The sequence below is a fragment of the Synechococcus sp. CC9311 genome (genome assembly GCF_000014585.1).
GTDB lineage: Bacteria > Cyanobacteriota > Cyanobacteriia > PCC-6307 > Cyanobiaceae > Synechococcus_C.
Genome location: NC_008319.1, coordinates 2,019,712 through 2,036,244 on the forward strand (window position 1 = coordinate 2,019,712; position 16,533 = coordinate 2,036,244).

18 protein-coding genes and 1 pseudogene are annotated in these 16,533 nt (G+C 50.8%); 3 read left to right on the top strand and 16 right to left on the bottom strand.

Going from position 1 to position 16,533, the window contains the following annotated elements; all coding sequences use genetic code 11:
• The first annotated feature begins 224 nt into the window (after positions 1 to 224).
• Positions 225 to 362 (top strand): high light inducible protein, encoded by a 138-nt coding sequence (locus tag SYNC_RS13895; protein WP_011620213.1) that lies wholly within the window; start codon positions 225 to 227, stop codon positions 360 to 362.
• A gap of 721 nt (positions 363 to 1,083) precedes the next feature.
• Here the strand turns inward: SYNC_RS13895 and SYNC_RS10555 are convergent.
• The gene (locus SYNC_RS10555; protein ID WP_041426690.1) at positions 1,084 to 1,338 is read right to left on the bottom strand and encodes a hypothetical protein; all 255 of its coding nucleotides are present in this window, start codon (positions 1,336 to 1,338) and stop codon (positions 1,084 to 1,086) included.
• 412 nt (positions 1,339 to 1,750) lie between these two features.
• Complete coding sequence (locus SYNC_RS10565) at positions 1,751 to 2,179, bottom strand: hypothetical protein (protein WP_041426692.1); 429 nt, start codon at positions 2,177 to 2,179, stop codon at positions 1,751 to 1,753.
• 279 nt (positions 2,180 to 2,458) lie between these two features.
• On the opposite strand from SYNC_RS10565, the gene SYNC_RS10570 reads away from it, so the two are divergent.
• Positions 2,459 to 3,493 (top strand): chlorophyll a/b binding light-harvesting protein, encoded by a 1,035-nt coding sequence (locus SYNC_RS10570; protein WP_011620215.1) that lies wholly within the window; start codon positions 2,459 to 2,461, stop codon positions 3,491 to 3,493.
• A gap of 201 nt (positions 3,494 to 3,694) precedes the next feature.
• On the opposite strand, the gene SYNC_RS10575 is transcribed toward SYNC_RS10570, so the two are convergent.
• The 14 genes from SYNC_RS10575 to SYNC_RS10640 all read right to left on the bottom strand — a co-directional run bounded on the left by SYNC_RS10575 (position 3,695) and on the right by SYNC_RS10640 (position 13,510).
• Positions 3,695 to 4,132, bottom strand: a complete 438-nt coding sequence (locus SYNC_RS10575) for a YchJ family protein (protein WP_011620216.1) — start codon at positions 4,130 to 4,132, stop codon at positions 3,695 to 3,697.
• Positions 4,126 to 5,160, bottom strand: a complete 1,035-nt coding sequence (locus SYNC_RS10580) for a DUF3326 domain-containing protein (RefSeq protein WP_041427093.1) — start codon at positions 5,158 to 5,160, stop codon at positions 4,126 to 4,128. Before SYNC_RS10580 ends, SYNC_RS10575 begins: the two co-directional genes overlap by 7 nt.
• A 38-nt stretch (positions 5,161 to 5,198) precedes the next feature.
• Positions 5,199 to 5,387, bottom strand: coding sequence for a hypothetical protein (locus tag SYNC_RS10585; RefSeq protein WP_011620218.1), 189 nt, complete (start codon positions 5,385 to 5,387; stop codon positions 5,199 to 5,201).
• Complete coding sequence (locus SYNC_RS10590) at positions 5,384 to 5,725, bottom strand: 2Fe-2S iron-sulfur cluster-binding protein (RefSeq protein ID WP_011620219.1); 342 nt, start codon at positions 5,723 to 5,725, stop codon at positions 5,384 to 5,386. Before SYNC_RS10590 ends, SYNC_RS10585 begins: the two co-directional genes overlap by 4 nt.
• A gap of 31 nt (positions 5,726 to 5,756) precedes the next feature.
• The gene (locus tag SYNC_RS10595) at positions 5,757 to 6,479 is read right to left on the bottom strand and encodes a TIGR02466 family protein (RefSeq protein WP_011620220.1); all 723 of its coding nucleotides are present in this window, start codon (positions 6,477 to 6,479) and stop codon (positions 5,757 to 5,759) included.
• A 54-nt stretch (positions 6,480 to 6,533) separates the two neighbouring features.
• Complete coding sequence (locus SYNC_RS10600; RefSeq protein WP_011620221.1) at positions 6,534 to 7,487, bottom strand: F0F1 ATP synthase subunit gamma; 954 nt, start codon at positions 7,485 to 7,487, stop codon at positions 6,534 to 6,536.
• Positions 7,488 to 7,498: 11 nt separating this feature from the next.
• Positions 7,499 to 9,019, bottom strand: a complete 1,521-nt coding sequence (atpA, locus tag SYNC_RS10605; protein ID WP_011620222.1) for a F0F1 ATP synthase subunit alpha — start codon at positions 9,017 to 9,019, stop codon at positions 7,499 to 7,501.
• Between the two features lie 59 nt (positions 9,020 to 9,078).
• On the bottom strand, positions 9,079 to 9,627 hold the full coding sequence (atpH, locus tag SYNC_RS10610) for an ATP synthase F1 subunit delta (RefSeq protein ID WP_011620223.1): 549 nt from the start codon (positions 9,625 to 9,627) through the stop codon (positions 9,079 to 9,081).
• The gene (locus tag SYNC_RS10615; protein WP_011620224.1) at positions 9,628 to 10,149 is read right to left on the bottom strand and encodes a F0F1 ATP synthase subunit B; all 522 of its coding nucleotides are present in this window, start codon (positions 10,147 to 10,149) and stop codon (positions 9,628 to 9,630) included.
• Positions 10,149 to 10,613 carry a F0F1 ATP synthase subunit B' gene (locus SYNC_RS10620; protein WP_011620225.1) on the bottom strand — a complete coding sequence of 155 codons (465 nt, stop codon included), beginning with the start codon at positions 10,611 to 10,613 and terminating at the stop codon, positions 10,149 to 10,151. Before SYNC_RS10620 ends, SYNC_RS10615 begins: the two co-directional genes overlap by 1 nt.
• An 89-nt stretch (positions 10,614 to 10,702) precedes the next feature.
• Positions 10,703 to 10,948 carry an ATP synthase F0 subunit C gene (gene atpE / locus SYNC_RS10625; RefSeq protein ID WP_006854325.1) on the bottom strand — a complete coding sequence of 82 codons (246 nt, stop codon included), beginning with the start codon at positions 10,946 to 10,948 and terminating at the stop codon, positions 10,703 to 10,705.
• 168 nt (positions 10,949 to 11,116) lie between these two features.
• Complete coding sequence (gene atpB / locus SYNC_RS10630; protein WP_011620226.1) at positions 11,117 to 11,842, bottom strand: F0F1 ATP synthase subunit A; 726 nt, start codon at positions 11,840 to 11,842, stop codon at positions 11,117 to 11,119.
• A gap of 25 nt (positions 11,843 to 11,867) precedes the next feature.
• Positions 11,868 to 12,203: an ATP synthase gene (locus SYNC_RS10635; RefSeq protein WP_041427095.1), complete on the bottom strand. Its 336-nt coding sequence runs from the start codon at positions 12,201 to 12,203 to the stop codon at positions 11,868 to 11,870.
• A gap of 86 nt (positions 12,204 to 12,289) precedes the next feature.
• Positions 12,290 to 13,510: a bifunctional 2-polyprenyl-6-hydroxyphenol methylase/3-demethylubiquinol 3-O-methyltransferase UbiG gene (locus SYNC_RS10640; protein WP_011620228.1), complete on the bottom strand. Its 1,221-nt coding sequence runs from the start codon at positions 13,508 to 13,510 to the stop codon at positions 12,290 to 12,292.
• A 157-nt stretch (positions 13,511 to 13,667) separates the two neighbouring features.
• Here SYNC_RS10640 and SYNC_RS10645 point away from each other — a divergent pair.
• Positions 13,668 to 16,436, top strand: a pseudogene (locus SYNC_RS10645) (phycobilisome rod-core linker polypeptide); the annotation flags it as partial.
• Positions 16,437 to 16,533 lie beyond the last annotated feature (97 nt).

Genomic DNA, 16,533 nt, shown 5'->3' on the forward strand with positions numbered 1-16,533 from the left:
AGATAGCCAACAACCACTGGTTGGGATGCAAACGTGGGAAATCACTCATTGCCTGCACAGCAAGAGCACTATTTTTCAGACAATCGCTTTGGGCAGACCACTCGCAGCAAGCACCAAGAAAGGCGGATCCTTCCATGGAATCAACCTGAAAGAAGGATGCACAGCTAGCAGACCGGCCAGCGCGCGCAATAATCTGTTACAGTATCTTCAGATTTCTTAACTCAATGAGCGATTCAAGATTTGGCTTTTCATCCTTTGCTGAGCAGTGGAATGGACGCCTTGCGATGCTGGGCTTTGTAATTGGCCTAGGTACAGAGCTTCTAACTGGACAGGGAATTCTTTCCCAGGTAGGTCTTGGGTGAAACCTACTGCAGAAACCAACGTCTGGATGCCAAGTAGCAAAGCTGGACATTTTCAGCTCTTTTATTTCGCATCATTCATTGCTGTACTTGGTATCGGAGGAAACATAGCAATACGCCATCTTTGGGGCTCGCTAGTGAGTACGGCCAATCTTTTCTAACCAAAAACCGTAGGTTCCTATTGATTTAAGAATAGATCAGTTATTGAGCAGTTACAACACTGCTGAATTTAATTGATTACTTTCAGCACTACTTTCTTACGGCAACACAAGCTATAAGAATGTGGTCACGGCATCTTCTTGCAGGCATGATTCAAAACATTAGAAAGAGTCAAGGAATCAATCGTCGGTCTTGACAGCAAGATAGTGGCTACCTCTCGAATTGCAACCATGACAAGGCAATCAATCAAGGTTTTAACGGTAAAATTTAGCCTCTAAATCTAAACGCTAAGAACAAAAAATCACTGAATTGATGATTTCACTGATATCAATTAAAAGCTAAATTTTTTAAAATCTAACAAAAGGATAGAGCGAGGAAAACCTCCTGTAAATCATAGATGCTTGCCTAAACTGAGCTAAATTTTGACATATCAAAGCCGAGGGCAGCATATCTTGTCATTAACAATGGCTAACCCCTTGAAAACAACAAAAAGAACCCTATAGAGATCAGATGATTCTCGACAATGTATAAGAATGCAGATTCTTCAAAACAGAGACACTAAAATCTAAAAGTTGGCAACCAGATAAATGGAAACGCTTGCGAATGCATTCAAGCTAAAAACAGCAGGTTTCATGGCATCACATTTTCGCTCTAGAGCAATCCTCAACGCAATATTCATATCGTTCTTTGCTCTTGTGGTCTTTCCATTAATCAGCAACGGAAGTGAGCCAGAGAGTGCTTTACTGGCACTTATTCCATCAGCATTAGCCATAATGATTCTTTGGTTTACATTCATCAACCAATACGTCGATTGACTCATGCAACAATCAACAAACTCTCCTTACGAGCTCGAAAACTTTAGAGCGATAGGCTTCGTATTTTTTTTATTTGGAGCCTACTATCACTGCATTGATTTTCTGGGCGTTGAAAAGACCACCCTATGGGGTATGGGCCTAACTTTTTTAGCATTAATGTTAGTTAGTATTGGCCTTTGGCTTCGATTTGCCGTAAAGAAAAGATTTTGGACATTTTTCATCTAAGAGGGCAAGAGAATTAAATAATATAAAGGCGAAAATATCATCATAGCCTCAACAAAGACTATGGCGAAAAATTCACTAGAGAATGAATAGACATGTCGTTGTTCGCAAGGCTAGTGCATCAATAACATGTCCATGAATGACAACTGAGATTTGACCCTTCTTTATAAAAGTAGATTCAGATAAAGTCATAAGTCATTTATTTGCCTCCTCATTAGGATTTTTTGGCATGTCTGAATCAATCTTTTCAGAGGAAGTGTCTCTAGAGCTCACGGATTTTTTTTTGGCTGGAGTAGAAACTTTTGACTGACTGGACTCGACCTCAGCAGATTTGGATGGAGCCGTTGGAGCGGCATTTTTCTTGACCGCAACAGATGCCTTCGGCTTCGCTGATATGTTCTTAGTTGAGGCCGACTGAACTGCGGCTCCATCTTTTTGCTTCGAAGTAGCAGCCTTAGAAGTAGCAGCCTTAGGGGCAGCAGCCTTGGAAGCGGGCGAAGCTTTAACTGGCTTCCTTAGATAATTCTTTGAACCATATGTTTTTTCAATCAAGAAGAAAATCCCTGCAAGCACTGGGATGGAGGTCAAACCACCGACAATGACTTCAAATTCTGACAGGGCCATTTCAAAACAGTAATTCCAAACAATACGCGAGCATGAATCTCGCCTTGGCATTATTTGACACCTGCAAAAGTAGCTTTTGAAGATAGAAAGAGTGCATTTTGCGGCGCCAGCCAGCATCATGCAGTAGAACACAGGAAAAATATCAAACGGCAAAGAGAAACAATTGAACAGGACTAGATATCATATTTACGGTCAACTTGTTCAATCAAAATATGTTAAAGGTTGGGATATTTGCGTCACTTGGCTATCTAATCTGAGACTGCCCAAGTAAATCAACAAATGCAATCTTATGGGAAGCCATCAGTCAGTTATGACTGGTGGGCAGGCAATTCAGGAGTCGCCAGTCGCTCTGGTTCCTTCATTGCTGCTCATGCAGCACATGCAGGCCTCATCATGTTTTGGGCTGGAGCATTCACACTCTTTGAGTTGGCTCGCTATGACGCTTTGCTGCCCATGGGGGAACAAGGATTAATCCTTCTCCCTCATTTGGCTTCATTGGGCTTAGGCCTTGGTGCAGATGCAACTATCACTAATACAGAGCCTTACATTGCTATAGCCGCATTTCACTTGGTCTCTTCTGCGGTATTAGGAGCTGCTGGTATTTGGCACACCCTCAGAGCTCCCAAGGATTTATCCAAGGCAGAAGGACGTGCAGAGAAATTCCATTTCGAATGGGATGATCCCAAAAAGCTCACTTTTATTCTTGGCCACCATCTCATCTTTCTAGGCCTAGGTGCAATTGCTTTTGTTGAATGGGCTCAGCACCACGGAATCTATGACACTGCCATTGGCGCAGTTCGCAAGGTTGAGCCCAACATTGACCTGGGAATGGTGTGGAGCTATCAGACGAATTTCCTTTCTATTAGCAGTTTAGAAGACGTAATGGGTGGCCATGCTGTATTGGCCTTTATCTTGACTATTGGTGGGGTTTGGCACATTATTACAAGCCCATTTGGACCCTTCAAGAAAATCCTGATCTACTCCGGAGAGGCAATCCTTTCCTATTCACTTGCAGGAATCGCGCTCATGGGGTTTGTCACAAGCATATGGTGTGCACAAAACACAACGATTTACCCAGTTGAATTCTACGGCGAAGCTCTAAAACTCAACTTTGCATTCTCACCCTATTTTAGTGACACAGTGCCTGTATTGAACGATGGACATACGGCAAGAGCCTGGCTTGCAAATACACACTTTTACTTGGCCTTTTTCTTCCTACAGGGCCACTTCTGGCATGCTTTGAGGAGTATGGGGTTTGATTTCAGGAGTGTCTCGAAAGCCTTGGATTCAATGGACACAGTGAAGGTGAATTAACCAGCGGCATCTAAATATCAATTGGATGACCTTCTTGGTTTTACAAGGGGGTCATTTTTTATTGACTCAAGTCAGAGAAAGGCCTAATAGTCTCTCAAGATGAAGGGGTTTCCTGTTCACATCAACAACGTCTAAAAGAGTTCAGCTCACTTGAGATCAGCCCTTCTATTGCACAGAAGAGGGCAATCAAGACCCTTGTTTCTACAGAGGCTTGATGTACAACCAATCCCCCTTCCTATCCCCATCCCTCCGTTGGAACAGTGACGTCTCAGTCATCACATTGCGTTGACCAGCCAACCCAAATGTTGCTTCAAACGTCACCGTGCCTTGAAGATCATCCACTCCGCCAGCCTCCACGGATTTGATCTTCAGTGCCAACCAACGCACATCGTGGCAATTCTTCCGCAACTCCTTGCGACGTTGCGCCAAAGACGTTGCTGTGTCGGGATGTGTTTCTATCAAATAATCAACTTCAGCGAACGCAAAAGCCGAATAACGCGAACGCATCAACTGTTCAGCAGTGATCGCCCATCGCTCCCCACGATGCAGAGGTTCGCAACAGCTGTCGTAACTCATTCCACTCAAGCAAGGGCATGGCTCTGTACTTTTCAATGCTCCGAAACCAGTAGCTCTTACCATTGCTTGAGCTCCGTCAAGGCAGGCAAGGGTCGCATCAATGCGGATAAGGCGACACCTTCGCGTAGAGCTAGCACCAATCCAGCCGCCTCCAGATAAGAGCCTGCTTTCAACACTTCAGATCCCACACCAAGAGCTGTTGACGTGACCTCCAGCACGGACGGATTGACAACACTGATCACAGGAACCCTGCGCTCAAGACAAGCCAACACCGCTTCTCCACCGAGAGCACCCTCTGGGACAACCAACACTCCCAAATCATCAGCGACAAGATCACTTGGGTTGGCAGCTGCACGCTGGATCAACGCTGGTGCCTGACTTAAACCCACCAACACGCACGCCAAAAAGGTGTAACCCAACTCTTCCGCTGCAGCACGAGGATCCAACTGCAGATCCAGCGACAACGGCGACAAGGCCGGTGCATGGGCGCAGGGTATCTGCAGGTGGCGCACCAGTAGATGGCTGATCACTGCTTCGGCGCCCGCCAAGGCATCCACACCACTGCCATGGCGGTAGGCATCCAAAGCCTCACTTCCCTGATCGTCGGGGAAGCGAGCAACCACCGCAATCGCCGATGCACCGTTGGCTTTTAAGCGTTCACCTGCCCGCAATAGGGAATCGGGGCGCTCAAGGGTGCCCCAACTCGCCCCGCTCTGGCCTAGTCCCAAATGCACACCTAAGGGCACATCGCTAGTCACCACAGGGCCAATTTCAATGCCCAGCGTTGCTCTACAACCATCGGCTACCTGCAGGTGGCGTTGACGCAACTCAGGTTCGATACCGGCATCCAGAAGCAAGCCAATCCGCTGCTGGCGCACAGATCGCAGCGCCCAATCGCCGGTAGCAAAGCGGTCGAGTCCATAGCCCTCCACATAGTGAATGCGTGGATCTTTCCAATACAGAGAAGCCCCATTCATCACGTTGGGATGGGTGATCAAACACCCGGAGGCGGCAGCCAAAAGCCTGGCACTCGGTAGCGCATCGCCGGCATACCCGCCGATCGCACAACCAATCCCCGTTGGGATCAGCATCAACGTGGGCAGGGGAGATCCCAAGGCAAGCCCCTCACTCACTCGATCAACACCGCTTCAATCTGCAAGACAGCACCCCGTTCCTGCCCTGAATGATTGACAGCGGTAATAGCCCAGCGCAGGGGGGCACCATGAAGGCACAATTGATCTTTCACCCAAGCGCGCAAATCAGACGCCTTTAGATCTTTCGGCCAAGGCAAAGTCAACGTTTTCGACGCCAAGCTCATTTCTGGTACTGACCAAACTGAGCTTCGTAGAGTGCATCCTCTTGACCCGCTAGAAGCCGCAGATCAGAACAAGGGAAGGCAACGCAAAGCAAGGTGAACCCTTCAGCGCGTAGGTCTTCCTTGACACCCATCGCATCCGGTTGCTCCACTGCTCCGCTTTTCAGACGAGCAGCACAGGTCGTGCAAACGCCTGAACAGCAAGAACTCGGAAGCATGACCCCGGCTTCTTCCGCAGCCGCCAACACGGTTTGATCAGAACGACAGGAAAAGCTGTGTTCAACAGCATCCACTTCGATGCTGACGTTGTAAGTGACAGCAACACTGGCGTGATCGCTCATCCTGAAAGAAAAGCCTTGGTCATTCATCTTCTCAGGGCAACAGTCCCTCTGACCTCAGATCTGCGCAAAGACTCCATTGAGAAGGATGGGGGGCTAGGTATTCCGGTGGGTTTCCCTGCTCAGGGGCGGTGAGAACAAAGTCGAAACTGATCGAGCAGCGGAGCGATTCAGGATCACCATTCGCCAACACGCTGTGGTCAAGCCGGGAAGGGAACAAAACCAGCAGTCCACCCTCTGGAGCCAAGTCCCAGGTTTCCGCATTAAAAGGGTGATCTTTAGCAATCGGCCCCCCATGGCCAGCGGCAAGCCCCGACACGAGTTCATTGCTTTGCAGTGGGGAATGAACACGAAGCACACCCTCCTCACCCGAACCATCCCCAGTGAGATACAACACCGCACTGAGATGGGCATTGGGATGGTGATGGCGTCCCACGAGCTGATCCCAGTCGCTCAGCACAGGCCAGCAGCGCTGAAGATGCAACGCCACTCGGCTGCAATCAAACCCAACCGCCCCCAAATAACGCATGGCCTGCTCTGCCACTTTTTGAACCAAGGGAGCAAACTCAGGTTGGCGATGCAACTGCCAAACACCGTTGATATCACCAGTCCAAGCGCATCCCTCACAGGGGTTACCCACCGCCTCACCCCTGAGAGCCAGCAGTGTCTGTAAATGCCCAGCAAGGTCAATCGGATCGATTGCCAGCTTGGTTGTCGCCACAACCGTTGGGAAAAGCTGGTGAAGAGTCAAAGTCATCTCTCCATTAAAAAAGCCGGCCCTTCGGCCGGCAAAAGAATGGTGAAAAGAAACCTAGGCGCCTGCAGCAGCTGAGCCACCAACCACTTCCAGGATTTCCTGGGTAATGGCTGCCTGACGCGCTTTGTTGTAGTCAAGGGTGAGCGTCTTGGCCAACTCCTTGGCATTGTCACTTGCATTGTTCATTGCAGTCATGCGACTTGCCAACTCGGAGGCTGCCGACTCCTGCAGCGAACGCAGGAGTTGATTTTGCAAATACAAAGGCAACAACGCATTCAACAATTGATCAGGACTTTGCTCAAACACGATGTCTGAAGGCAAAGCAGGTTGAGAATTCTCAGGTGCACTTCCTGCTTCCACAGATAGGCGACCTTCTTTTGTGGTAAGCCTGAAGATTTCATCATCTGCCTCAGCAATCCCTTGAGGGTCAAGAGGCAGAAGCGTTTGAACCACAGGCTTGCAGCTCACCAAATTAATGAACTTGGTGAAGATGATCTCAACTCGATCAGAAGTCTCAGACAGAAACTCAGCGAAAATCTCGCTAGCTATGGAACCAGCTTCATCAGCAGTAGGTACCTGCTCCAAGCCCGTAAAAGTAGCTTGAATTGGATAATTACGGTTGGTGAAATAGCTGATTGCTTTGCGTCCAATCAACACAAGAGCGACTTTGTAACCCTGGCGTTGAAGCTCAGCAAAACGTTTCTCTGTGCGCTTGATGATATTGGAGTTGTAACCACCACAAAGACCACGGTCACCAGTAACGGCCATCAAGGTAATGGTTTGAACAGCACGCTGCTCCAACAGAGGAGCATCAGCATCTTCAAAGCGCATGCGCGCTTGGAGATTTTCGAGAAGACGTGCGAGCCGATCGGCAAACGGACGGCTACGCAGCACTTGTTCTTGGGCACGACGAACTTTGGCCGCAGCCACGAGGCGCATGGCCTCAGTGATCTTGCGGGTGTTCTTGACCGATTTAATCCGGTCCCGGATCTCTTTGAGATTTGCCATGGCTTAAGCCCTCAGTTGGCGGAGGCCAGCATGGTGGACACAACTTCCGCAATTGCCTCTTTCAGAGTGGTCTCGGCTTCAGGGCTCAAGACCTTCTCTGTTTGGATTTTGCTGATGAACTCAGGCTTGTTGCTCTTGAGGTACTCACGCAACTCACGGGAGAACTGAACAACCTCTTCAACAGGGACATCATCAATCAGGCCTTTGACACCTGCATAAACAATGGCCACCTGCTCAGCCAGAATCAATGGACTGAATTGAGGCTGCTTCAGAAGCTCACGAAGACGCTTGCCTCGGCTGAGCTGCTGCTGTGTAGCGGCATCAAGATCCGAAGCAAACTGAGAGAACGCAGCTAGTTCATCAAACTGAGCCAATTCAAGCTTCAGGGTGCCGGCAATCTTCTTGATCGCCTTGGTCTGGGCTGCACCGCCAACACGACTCACAGAGATACCAACGTTGATCGCAGGCCGTAGTCCTGAGTTAAACAAGTCAGAACTGAGGAAGACCTGACCATCCGTAATCGAAATCACGTTGGTTGGGATGTAAGCAGAAACGTCACCGGCCTGGGTCTCAATGATCGGCAGGGCGGTCATCGAACCTTTGCCCATAGCGTCAGAGAGCTTTGCAGCACGCTCAAGCAAACGGCTGTGGCAATAGAACACGTCACCGGGGTAAGCCTCACGACCCGGCGGACGACGCAGAAGCAATGACATCTGGCGGTAGGCCTGAGCTTGCTTGGTCAGATCGTCATAGATGACCAACGTTGCCTTGCCTTTGTACATGAAGTACTCAGCAATCGATGCCCCTGTGTAAGGAGCTAGGTACTGCAGGGCCGCAGGTTCTGATGCGTTTGCTGCCACCACAACGGTGTAATCAAGAGCACCACGCTCACGCAGCACTTCAGTGACCTGTGCCACAGAGGCGGCTTTCTGTCCGATGGCAACGTAAACACAGACAACGTCCTGATCAGCCTGATTCAGGATCGTGTCAATACAAATGGCTGTCTTACCGGTTTGACGGTCACCAATGATCAGCTCCCGCTGACCACGACCAATTGGAATCATGGCGTCGATAGCCGTGATGCCTGTCTGCATCGGCTCATGAACAGACTTACGCTGAATGATTCCAGGAGCTGGAGACTCAATCAATCGGGATTCAGTCGTAGCGAGGTCACCCTTGCCGTCGATTGCAACACCAAGTGGATTAACCACGCGTCCCAGCATGGCGTCACCAACGGGAACGGAAGCAATCTTGCCTGTGGCTCGGACGGTGCTTCCCTCCTGAATGCCAAGGCCCTCGCCCATCAGCACAATGCCAACGTTGTCATCTTCGAGGTTGAGGGCAATCCCTTCGGTGCCGTCTTCGAACTCAACCAGCTCACCAGCCATCACCTGCTGAAGGCCATAGACGCGGGCGATGCCGTCACCTACTTGGAGGACAGTGCCGACGTTGGTGACAGATACGGACTTGTCATAGTCCTCGATCTGCTGTTTGAGAATGGCGCTGATCTCGTCGGGTCTGATGGAAACCATGGCGGGAAAACCCAGGAGCGGGTGGTGAGTGAAAGGGCGAGATGAAGGGGTGGCTTAGCTCAGCTCGCCTTAGCGAGTGCAAGACCAAGGCGTCGAACCTGACCGGAGAGGCTGGCATCGATCACCTGAGAACCGAGGTTGACGACAAAGCCACCAATCAACGATGGATCGACCTTGAGATCGATTTCAACAGCATTGGTTCCAGCCATTGACTGGACTTTGGTGGTCAATGCGGCCTGCTGTTCTTCAGTCAGCGGTTGAGCGGCGCGTACATGCGCTAGAGCAATATTCCGAGACTCCCGATAGAGCTCGAGATAGCGCAAAAGCACCGCTTCAAGGGCCGGTAGTCGCTGGCGATCAGCCAAAACCTTGAGCAAGTTCATCAACGAAGGGGTGACTTGCTCTGAAAGAAGACTGGTTAAAGCTTTCTTCTTTGCCTCTGGCTCGAGAACAGGAGATGTCATTGCATCACGAAGAGGCTCTGAACTTTCCCAAGCAGAAAGAAGGTCCTTGCACTGATTAGCGACTTCTTCTGATTCCTGACGGACGTCAGTGACCTGAAGCAGAGCGTCGGCGTAAGGGGTGGCTAGAGAATTTAGAAGAGGCATTTAGACGTCCTCCAAGTTAGAAATAGAGGAGTCGATGAGCTTCGCTTGAGCCTTGCTGTCAAGGCGGTTGGGAAGTTCAGCCAAAGCCTTGTCGATAGCTGAAAGAGCCGCTTCACGACGGAGCTGCTCAGTGAGGCGAGCACCTTCTGCAGTGAGATCAGCCAAGGCATCTTGCTTGAGTGCAGCCATGGCCTGAATCGTTCTCTTTTCACCGTCAGCGCGAATCGCTTCAGCACGAGCTTGGCCATCAAGGCGGATTTTTTCAGCCTTTTGTTGAGCAGCCGAAAGCTCTTCTTGAGCTTTAGAGAGTTCAATTGTGGCCGTCTTCAAACGCTTTTCAGCATCTTGAAGATCCTTAAGGATGGTTTCGCGTCTGCGCTCGAGCATCCCCCCCAGAAATCCTTTCAGAAACCAATACAAAACACCGATCACGATGACCAGGTTGATCAGATTGGTTTCAAAAAGATTGAGGTTGATTCCGAATCCACCCTCAGAAGCAATTAAAGGAAATAAAAGAGTCATCAGGCAGCTAGCAGTCGTTTAATGATCTGTGAGCTGAGTTGATCAACCTGAGCCATCAACTTTGCTTGGGCAGATTCACGTTGAGACTCAATTTCTTTACGAGCTTGTTCTCGAGTGCGATTAGCTTCAGTTTCCGCAGCAGCTAATGCCTCGCGGTAAAGAGAATCAACTTCCGTTTCTGCATCAACAATGGCTGATTGTGCAGCTTGTCTAGCGCCTCGTAGTTGATCTTGAAGGTCGGCCTCGAGTCGTCGAACTTGCTCAAGCTTTTGCTTGGCGTCAGCACGACTCGTATTGATATATCCCTCACGATCTTCCACGACCTTGCCAACTGGCCGGAAGAACAGAGAATTGAGCAGAAAGGTTAGGAGAACCACCTGAATAGCCATTAAAGGCAAGGTGGCATCGAGGTCAAAGAGACCTCCCTCCGGAACCGCCGCTTCAGCGAACAGAAGCCAGGTCATGGAAGAGGTGAGCTGGAGATGAGCAAGGAATTACGTAGAGAGTTATACGGGGAGCGACCCTAAAAAAAGGGACGGCCCCCAACTCTGCATCATGCGAATGGGTTGGCGAACAGAAGCACCAGGGCCACCACAAGGCCGTAGATCGTCAGAGACTCCATGAATGCCAGAGAAAGCAGCAGGGTGCCGCGGATCTTGCCCTCGGCTTCAGGCTGACGAGCAATGCCTTCAACAGCACCTTGGGAAGCGCTGCCCTGACCGATACCAGGACCGATGGCAGCCAGGCCTACAGCCAGACCAGCAGCAACGACGGAGGCTGCAGAAGTGATGGAATCCATGTTGAGTGCGTTTGGGGGCGCGCCGGAAGGCGCTGAGAGTTATGAAGTGGGAGTTAGATCACCCTGCGCAGGGACACCTTCACTGAGGAAAGTGGGCCCGAATGTTGATGGTCGGACCTGCGCGCAAAATTTTCTAGCAGACGAGCCTTCGAAAAGGCCGTTGATCAACTAATGCGCTTCGTGAAGACCTTCACCGATGTAGAAGGCCGCAAGAGTCGCAAAAATAAGAGCCTGAATAGCGCTGGTGAAGAGGCCGAGCAACATCACCGGAAGGGGAACAATCAGGGGCACCAGATAAACAAGCACACCTACTGCCAGTTCATCAGCAAGGATGTTTCCGAAAAGACGGAAAGAAAGAGACAGAGGCTTGGTAAATTCCTCGATGATCTTGAACGGGAGCATGATGGGGGTCGGCTCCACATACAGCTCGAAGAATCTCCAACCCTTCTTGCTCAAACCGGCGTAGAAATAGGCCAGTGTCACAAGCAGAGCCATCGCCACCGTGGTGTTGATGTCTGCAGTTGGAGCACCAAGTTCTCCTTCTGGGAGTTCGATCACCTTCCAAGGAATCAGTGCGCCACCCCAGTTACTGACAAAAATGAACAGAAACAGGGTGCCGATGAACGGGAGCCATTCGCGGTAGTACTTCTCTCCGATCTGATCACGAGAGAGATCACGAATGTAATCCCACAAGAACTCAAGAAGGTTCTGCGCACCTTTTGGATCGCGACTAAGATTTTTAGTACCAACCAGCACAAAGGCCAGCAGGGCACCGATCAAAATCCAAGAGCTGAGGAAAATCTGGCCGTGCAGATTGAGGTTACCGATCTGCCAATACAGATGGTGACCAACCTCCAGTTCGGCTAACGGCAGTGTGAAAGGCAGCAAAGCCATGAATGCAGAAGAGGGATGCGCGAGATCAGCCGTCGAAAACGGTCTGAAGAATCAAGGCGGGCTTGTACAGGAGAAAACCTACAAATGCAGGTAAGAGGTCGAGTTGGGGGAATCGAGCTGCCGAAACGATGAGGACAATCGGAACAACGAGCTGAAAACGACCAACTTGACGGGAACCTCCACCGAGCCGGGCCACGCTGCGGGCGAGTAGACGCAAGTAAAAAAGACCAGCGACAGCTCCAACAAGCAGGCTTCTGGCAACAAAAAGATCGAAGTAAAACGAAGCGAACAAAATCGCAACGACAGACACGATCACTGTGGCCAGCAACAAACGCACTTGAAGCCGAGCGAAAGACTCCATTCCATTTCCAGCCGGGTTATTAACCGCAGCTGAATCTGAGGAGGGCAAGGCTTGCAAAGTGCGCCTGAGAAAGCGGGCGGAATCTATCACGTGATTCCACTAAACAACCCATCATCGGCTTCGAGCAAAAGCAATTTTTTGCTCATGAGCTCTCTGGCTAAAGAGGCAGTTGTGTGGTCTCCACTAAGGATTCCTAGTGGAACGTTGGGGTTTTCATCCACTAGACGGAGCAAGCTCAATTCCTCATCTGAAAGGGAGATGGGTTCGAGATCTGGACCCAGCATGCTTTTGGAAGGCCACCCCCACAGACATGACTGGCGTCGACCACACGCTTGAAGCAGCGTTTCATCGTTCTCCCAGCACAAAGGATGAACAGGTTGAGCACTCACAAAAAACTCAAAGTGACTGATATCAGGGTCGAGCTGCTCAACAAGTGCCCATTGGTCTGATGGCGGTAAAGATTGCGCTCTTGATAGCAAGTCACCCTTGAGCAATCGAGCTGGGTCCCAGACAGAAGGGTTCGAAAACCCAGCGAAGTAAAGGCCTGATGACTTAATTAAAGCCATCAACCTTTCGAGGTCATAACTGGTTTCTTGAGGATGCAAATACATGTCGGCAAAGTTGGCATCCGCATGGGTGTCAATCGCCCAACGTTGTTCGTGGATACGGCGCAAACGATTGGTCTCAGGCAATTCAGACAACAGCTCACGCCCCAACCTCAAGCCGTCCGCACCTATCCCCGCTTCCAAAAGCGCCAGGGCTTGCTGCGTACGGTGAATTTCCCAACGGCCAGCATCGGCATACAAAAACAGATGCAAAAGTCCATGAGGGGCTAGACGCTGTCCAAGCGCTTTCAATCCAGCCAGCGGGTCGCGCAGGTGATGCAAAACACCTACTGAGTTGATGTAATCAAAACAACCTTCATCGTCAAGGTCCAACAGGCTTCGTTGTTCCTGACGCAGGGATCGAACCTGTTCAGCGCCGCCTGAACGACGCAAGCGCTCTCGTGCCACGTCGAGTGCTCCCGCACTGATATCCACGGCCAAAATCTCCGCCCCTGGATTGAGATGGCAGAGATAGTCCGTACTGACGCCAGTGCCACACCCCGCATCAAGAATTCGAATCGGACCAAGGTTTGAATCCCGCGATTCAAGTCCTCCTCGCACAACAGCGAGCACGCTGTCGTGGCACCAGCGCCAGTTGTATCCAGGGGGAGGGCCGTCTTGAAGGGGGTCTCCTGGATAGGGAAAGCGGTCATAAAAAGCGCTCACCACAGGAGTCGCTACATCCGAGGGAGGAGTGTTCATAAAGCCGCCAATTCTGGAAGGAGTCGTTCAAGGGAGCATTTCACGGGAGCTCGCCCTTGCACCCAAAACCTCATCAGAGCTGCAAACATTTGTTCATGGCTGCCCAGAACCCTGAGAGATGGGCCGTAACCTGACGCAATCCGGCTTGCTCTCGTTCATGACAGTGACCGCCAGTAGCGGCAGCCCAAGGGTTTCCCCTCAGCTGTACGACACCCTGCCGCTCTCCAGTGTCCGTCAGGCTGAGCAGCAGGACCGCTTTCCAGACGGTGGTGAGCTCGACACTCTGATCACGTTTTTCCGAAGTGGGAATGATCGACTTGACGCAGCTCGCCTCTTAGCAAGCAATGCTGAATCAATCGTTGCCCGTGCCGCCAATCGAATTTTTGTAGGCGGCACTCCCCTCTCGTTTTTGGAGGCGCCACTTAGCTCTGGAGAGGTGTCATCCAAAGACGCCACTCCATTAGCCGCTGATCAGGTTGCTTTTCAAGACTCAGTGCGCACCTTCACAGGCACTGAGTCCAGCGCTAGCAAGGGCAACTTCCTGAGCAGACTGCTCCAGGGCAACGACGATGGTGATGTACGCATCGTTTTGCCAACTGGTTTCACAGCCATCAGTGTGGCGAAATACGGCCCAGGGAACATGCGCAAATCCGTGCGCGATCTTGGTTGGTTCCTTCGCTATGTCGGCTACGCCTTAGTAGCCGGAGACCCAAGCATTCTTGCTGTCAATACACGCGGATTAAGGGACCTACTTGAAAAGGGTTGCTCCCTGCTGGCAACGAACGTGGCCCTCCAAGAAATGCGTGCAGCATCTGCCGCCTTATTAAGGGATCGCCCTGAGGCCCGTCGTCTCACCATCGAATGCTTTGACGTCCTGCTCAAAGAGCTTGCAGTCCCAACACCTTCGACACGTCAGAAGTTAGGCAGTTCCGTACGCCAGGGTCTTCAACTCCCTGCGATCTATGCGTTGGCTTCCGAAACAGCTCAGCGTTTTGAAATGCGTTCAGGACTTTCCGGCGCTGAAAAAGCGGAGATTATTCGCGCTGCCTACAGGCAGGTTTTCGAACGGGACATCGCTAAGGGTTACTCGCAAACCCCTTGTGAAGTGGAAGCCAGCCAGCTCGTTCAGGGCAAATTATCCATGCGCGAATTCATTCGCGCACTGGGGAAAAGCAAGGAATACAGGACCCAGTTTTATGGCCGCTTCGTCAACAGCAGAGTCGTAGAACTTGCTTACAGACATTTTCTTGGCCGCGGAATCAGTTCCCTCGAAGAATTTCGAAAGGCCTTCTCGATCGTTAGCAATCAAGGCCTCAATGGTCTTGTCGATGTCTTGATCAACGGTGCGGAGTACGCCCAAACCTTCGGAGAAGAGACCGTTCCTTACCTCCGTGATCTCGGCGAAGAGGCACAGGAAAGTGCTGGCTGGGGTTCAAATCGCCGCCTATTCCGATTTAGCGCTCCTTTTGAGTCTGCACCTCAATACGTCACCCTTTATGCGGCCTACCGACAGCCTTTAGGAGACCAGCACGTCTACGGAGGTGGGAATGATCCAATCGGCAATCAATACGGAGCGATTTTCCCGTCGGCTACTGCATCAGTTTCCACACGCCCAGCCCCCTTCGGATACGACACCAGGCGACTATTGGTGAGTAATGGCCTGACCCAACCGGGTCAAATGGACAGCCCCCAGTTCCGCAGTAGCAGACCTCGCCGACTTGGGCCCACGGTTGTGCGTCTTCAACAGATCGCAACTGGGGGGAACTCGATCCCACGCCGAGCTGGACAACCCAGCATCCGTGGGACTGAGTCAAGTACGCAAGCAGTGATTAAAGCTGTTTATGTTCAGGTTCTTGGAAATACCGGTTACGCCACTGAGAGAGTTGAAAGCGCAGAAAACAGACTTGAAAACGGTGATATCAATCTGCGTGAATTCATTCGCCTAGTTGCTCGGTCGAGTCCATTCCGTCGTCGCTACTGGGAAGGCCTGTACATCACCAAGGCCATCGAAGTCATGCACCGGCGTCTGCTTGGTCGCCCCACATTTGGCCGCTGGGAAATCGATGCTCTATTCGACACCGCTGCGCGTCAGGGTTTCTATGGCTTGGTCGATGCTCTTATCAATAGTCCAGAGTTTTCAGAATGCTTCGGTGATGACACCGTTCCGTACGAACGCTTCATCACTCCAAAGGACCTCACCAGTCGACGTGCGCCGACATGGAAAGAGCAACTCAATCTTGAAGCCCAAATTGAGTTCAACCTAAGAACACGCCCTGAAATCAAATCAGGAAGCAGCTTCAAGACTACTGGTGACATAACCCCAAGGAATCTTCAGTCCAAAGCAAACAGCTCGATTGATAATTGGGTTCGATCGGCACCACTCCCCAAATCTGATTCCCGTGAATCGTCCATCGCACTCACCAAACCTGAGAGCACTACAACTAATCAAAAGCAACCCTCTTGGACTGCGAAAGTTAGTTTCAAAGGGTCGGCATCTCCAGAGGTGCCAGGTGCACGTCTGAGTCGAGCTCTTGACAGCCAGGATGTAGCAGGCTTCGCCAGCAAAATAGGTATTTCGTCCTGGATTGAGCTCAGGCCTCCATTCACTGAAGACGAATTAAAATATGCGGTCGAAGAAACTTACAGGCAACTACTGGATTTCATACCATTTGAAGGCGAGAGGCTTACTAGTGCTGAGTCGAAACTACGCAACTTAGATATTAATTTGGCGGAATTCATAGAAGCCGTCGCAATGAGCGACACATTCCAACAAAGGCTCTCTCGAATCGCCCCACTAAAAGTTGCACCTGCCGCAAGTCTGGCCCTCCTTGGAAGAACGGCTAGCCCATCTGAGGTAGCTGAATTTTTGAAGACACGAGCAGAAGAAGGTCAACGTCAGGCCATTAGCAACCTGATGAAACGTCGAAACCCTGCTGATTGCAATCGCCTTCTCCAGATCAAGCTCAGTTCTTTCTCAGGAAGAACACCCTTCAGCAATTTGAAGAAGATGAGGGGAGAGCAAA

Bases quoted from the DNA above. Each gene is read 5' to 3' on its own strand.
- SYNC_RS10565 (WP_041426692.1), bottom strand. From the start codon at position 2,179: ATGGCCCTGTCAGAATTTGAAGTCATTGTCGGTGGTTTGACCTCCATC.
- SYNC_RS10635 (WP_041427095.1), bottom strand. From the start codon at position 12,203: ATGGAGTCTTTCGCTCGGCTTCAAGTGCGTTTGTTGCTGGCCACAGTG.
- SYNC_RS10580 (WP_041427093.1), bottom strand. From the start codon at position 5,160: ATGCTGATCCCAACGGGGATTGGTTGTGCGATCGGCGGGTATGCCGGC.
- SYNC_RS10575 (WP_011620216.1), bottom strand. From the start codon at position 4,132: ATGGTAAGAGCTACTGGTTTCGGAGCATTGAAAAGTACAGAGCCATGC.
- SYNC_RS10590 (WP_011620219.1), bottom strand. From the start codon at position 5,725: ATGAGCGATCACGCCAGTGTTGCTGTCACTTACAACGTCAGCATCGAA.
- SYNC_RS10600 (WP_011620221.1), bottom strand. From the start codon at position 7,487: ATGGCAAATCTCAAAGAGATCCGGGACCGGATTAAATCGGTCAAGAAC.
- atpE (WP_006854325.1), bottom strand. From the start codon at position 10,948: ATGGATTCCATCACTTCTGCAGCCTCCGTCGTTGCTGCTGGTCTGGCT.
- SYNC_RS13895 (WP_011620213.1), top strand. From the start codon at position 225: ATGAGCGATTCAAGATTTGGCTTTTCATCCTTTGCTGAGCAGTGGAAT.
- SYNC_RS10555 (WP_041426690.1), bottom strand. From the start codon at position 1,338: ATGAGTCAATCGACGTATTGGTTGATGAATGTAAACCAAAGAATCATT.
- SYNC_RS10640 (WP_011620228.1), bottom strand. From the start codon at position 13,510: ATGAACACTCCTCCCTCGGATGTAGCGACTCCTGTGGTGAGCGCTTTT.
- atpH (WP_011620223.1), bottom strand. From the start codon at position 9,627: ATGCCTCTTCTAAATTCTCTAGCCACCCCTTACGCCGACGCTCTGCTT.
- atpA (WP_011620222.1), bottom strand. From the start codon at position 9,019: ATGGTTTCCATCAGACCCGACGAGATCAGCGCCATTCTCAAACAGCAG.
- SYNC_RS10615 (WP_011620224.1), bottom strand. From the start codon at position 10,149: ATGACTCTTTTATTTCCTTTAATTGCTTCTGAGGGTGGATTCGGAATC.
- SYNC_RS10585 (WP_011620218.1), bottom strand. From the start codon at position 5,387: ATGAGCTTGGCGTCGAAAACGTTGACTTTGCCTTGGCCGAAAGATCTA.
- atpB (WP_011620226.1), bottom strand. From the start codon at position 11,842: ATGGCTTTGCTGCCTTTCACACTGCCGTTAGCCGAACTGGAGGTTGGT.
- SYNC_RS10570 (WP_011620215.1), top strand. From the start codon at position 2,459: ATGCAATCTTATGGGAAGCCATCAGTCAGTTATGACTGGTGGGCAGGC.
- SYNC_RS10620 (WP_011620225.1), bottom strand. From the start codon at position 10,613: ATGACCTGGCTTCTGTTCGCTGAAGCGGCGGTTCCGGAGGGAGGTCTC.
- SYNC_RS10595 (WP_011620220.1), bottom strand. From the start codon at position 6,479: ATGACTTTGACTCTTCACCAGCTTTTCCCAACGGTTGTGGCGACAACC.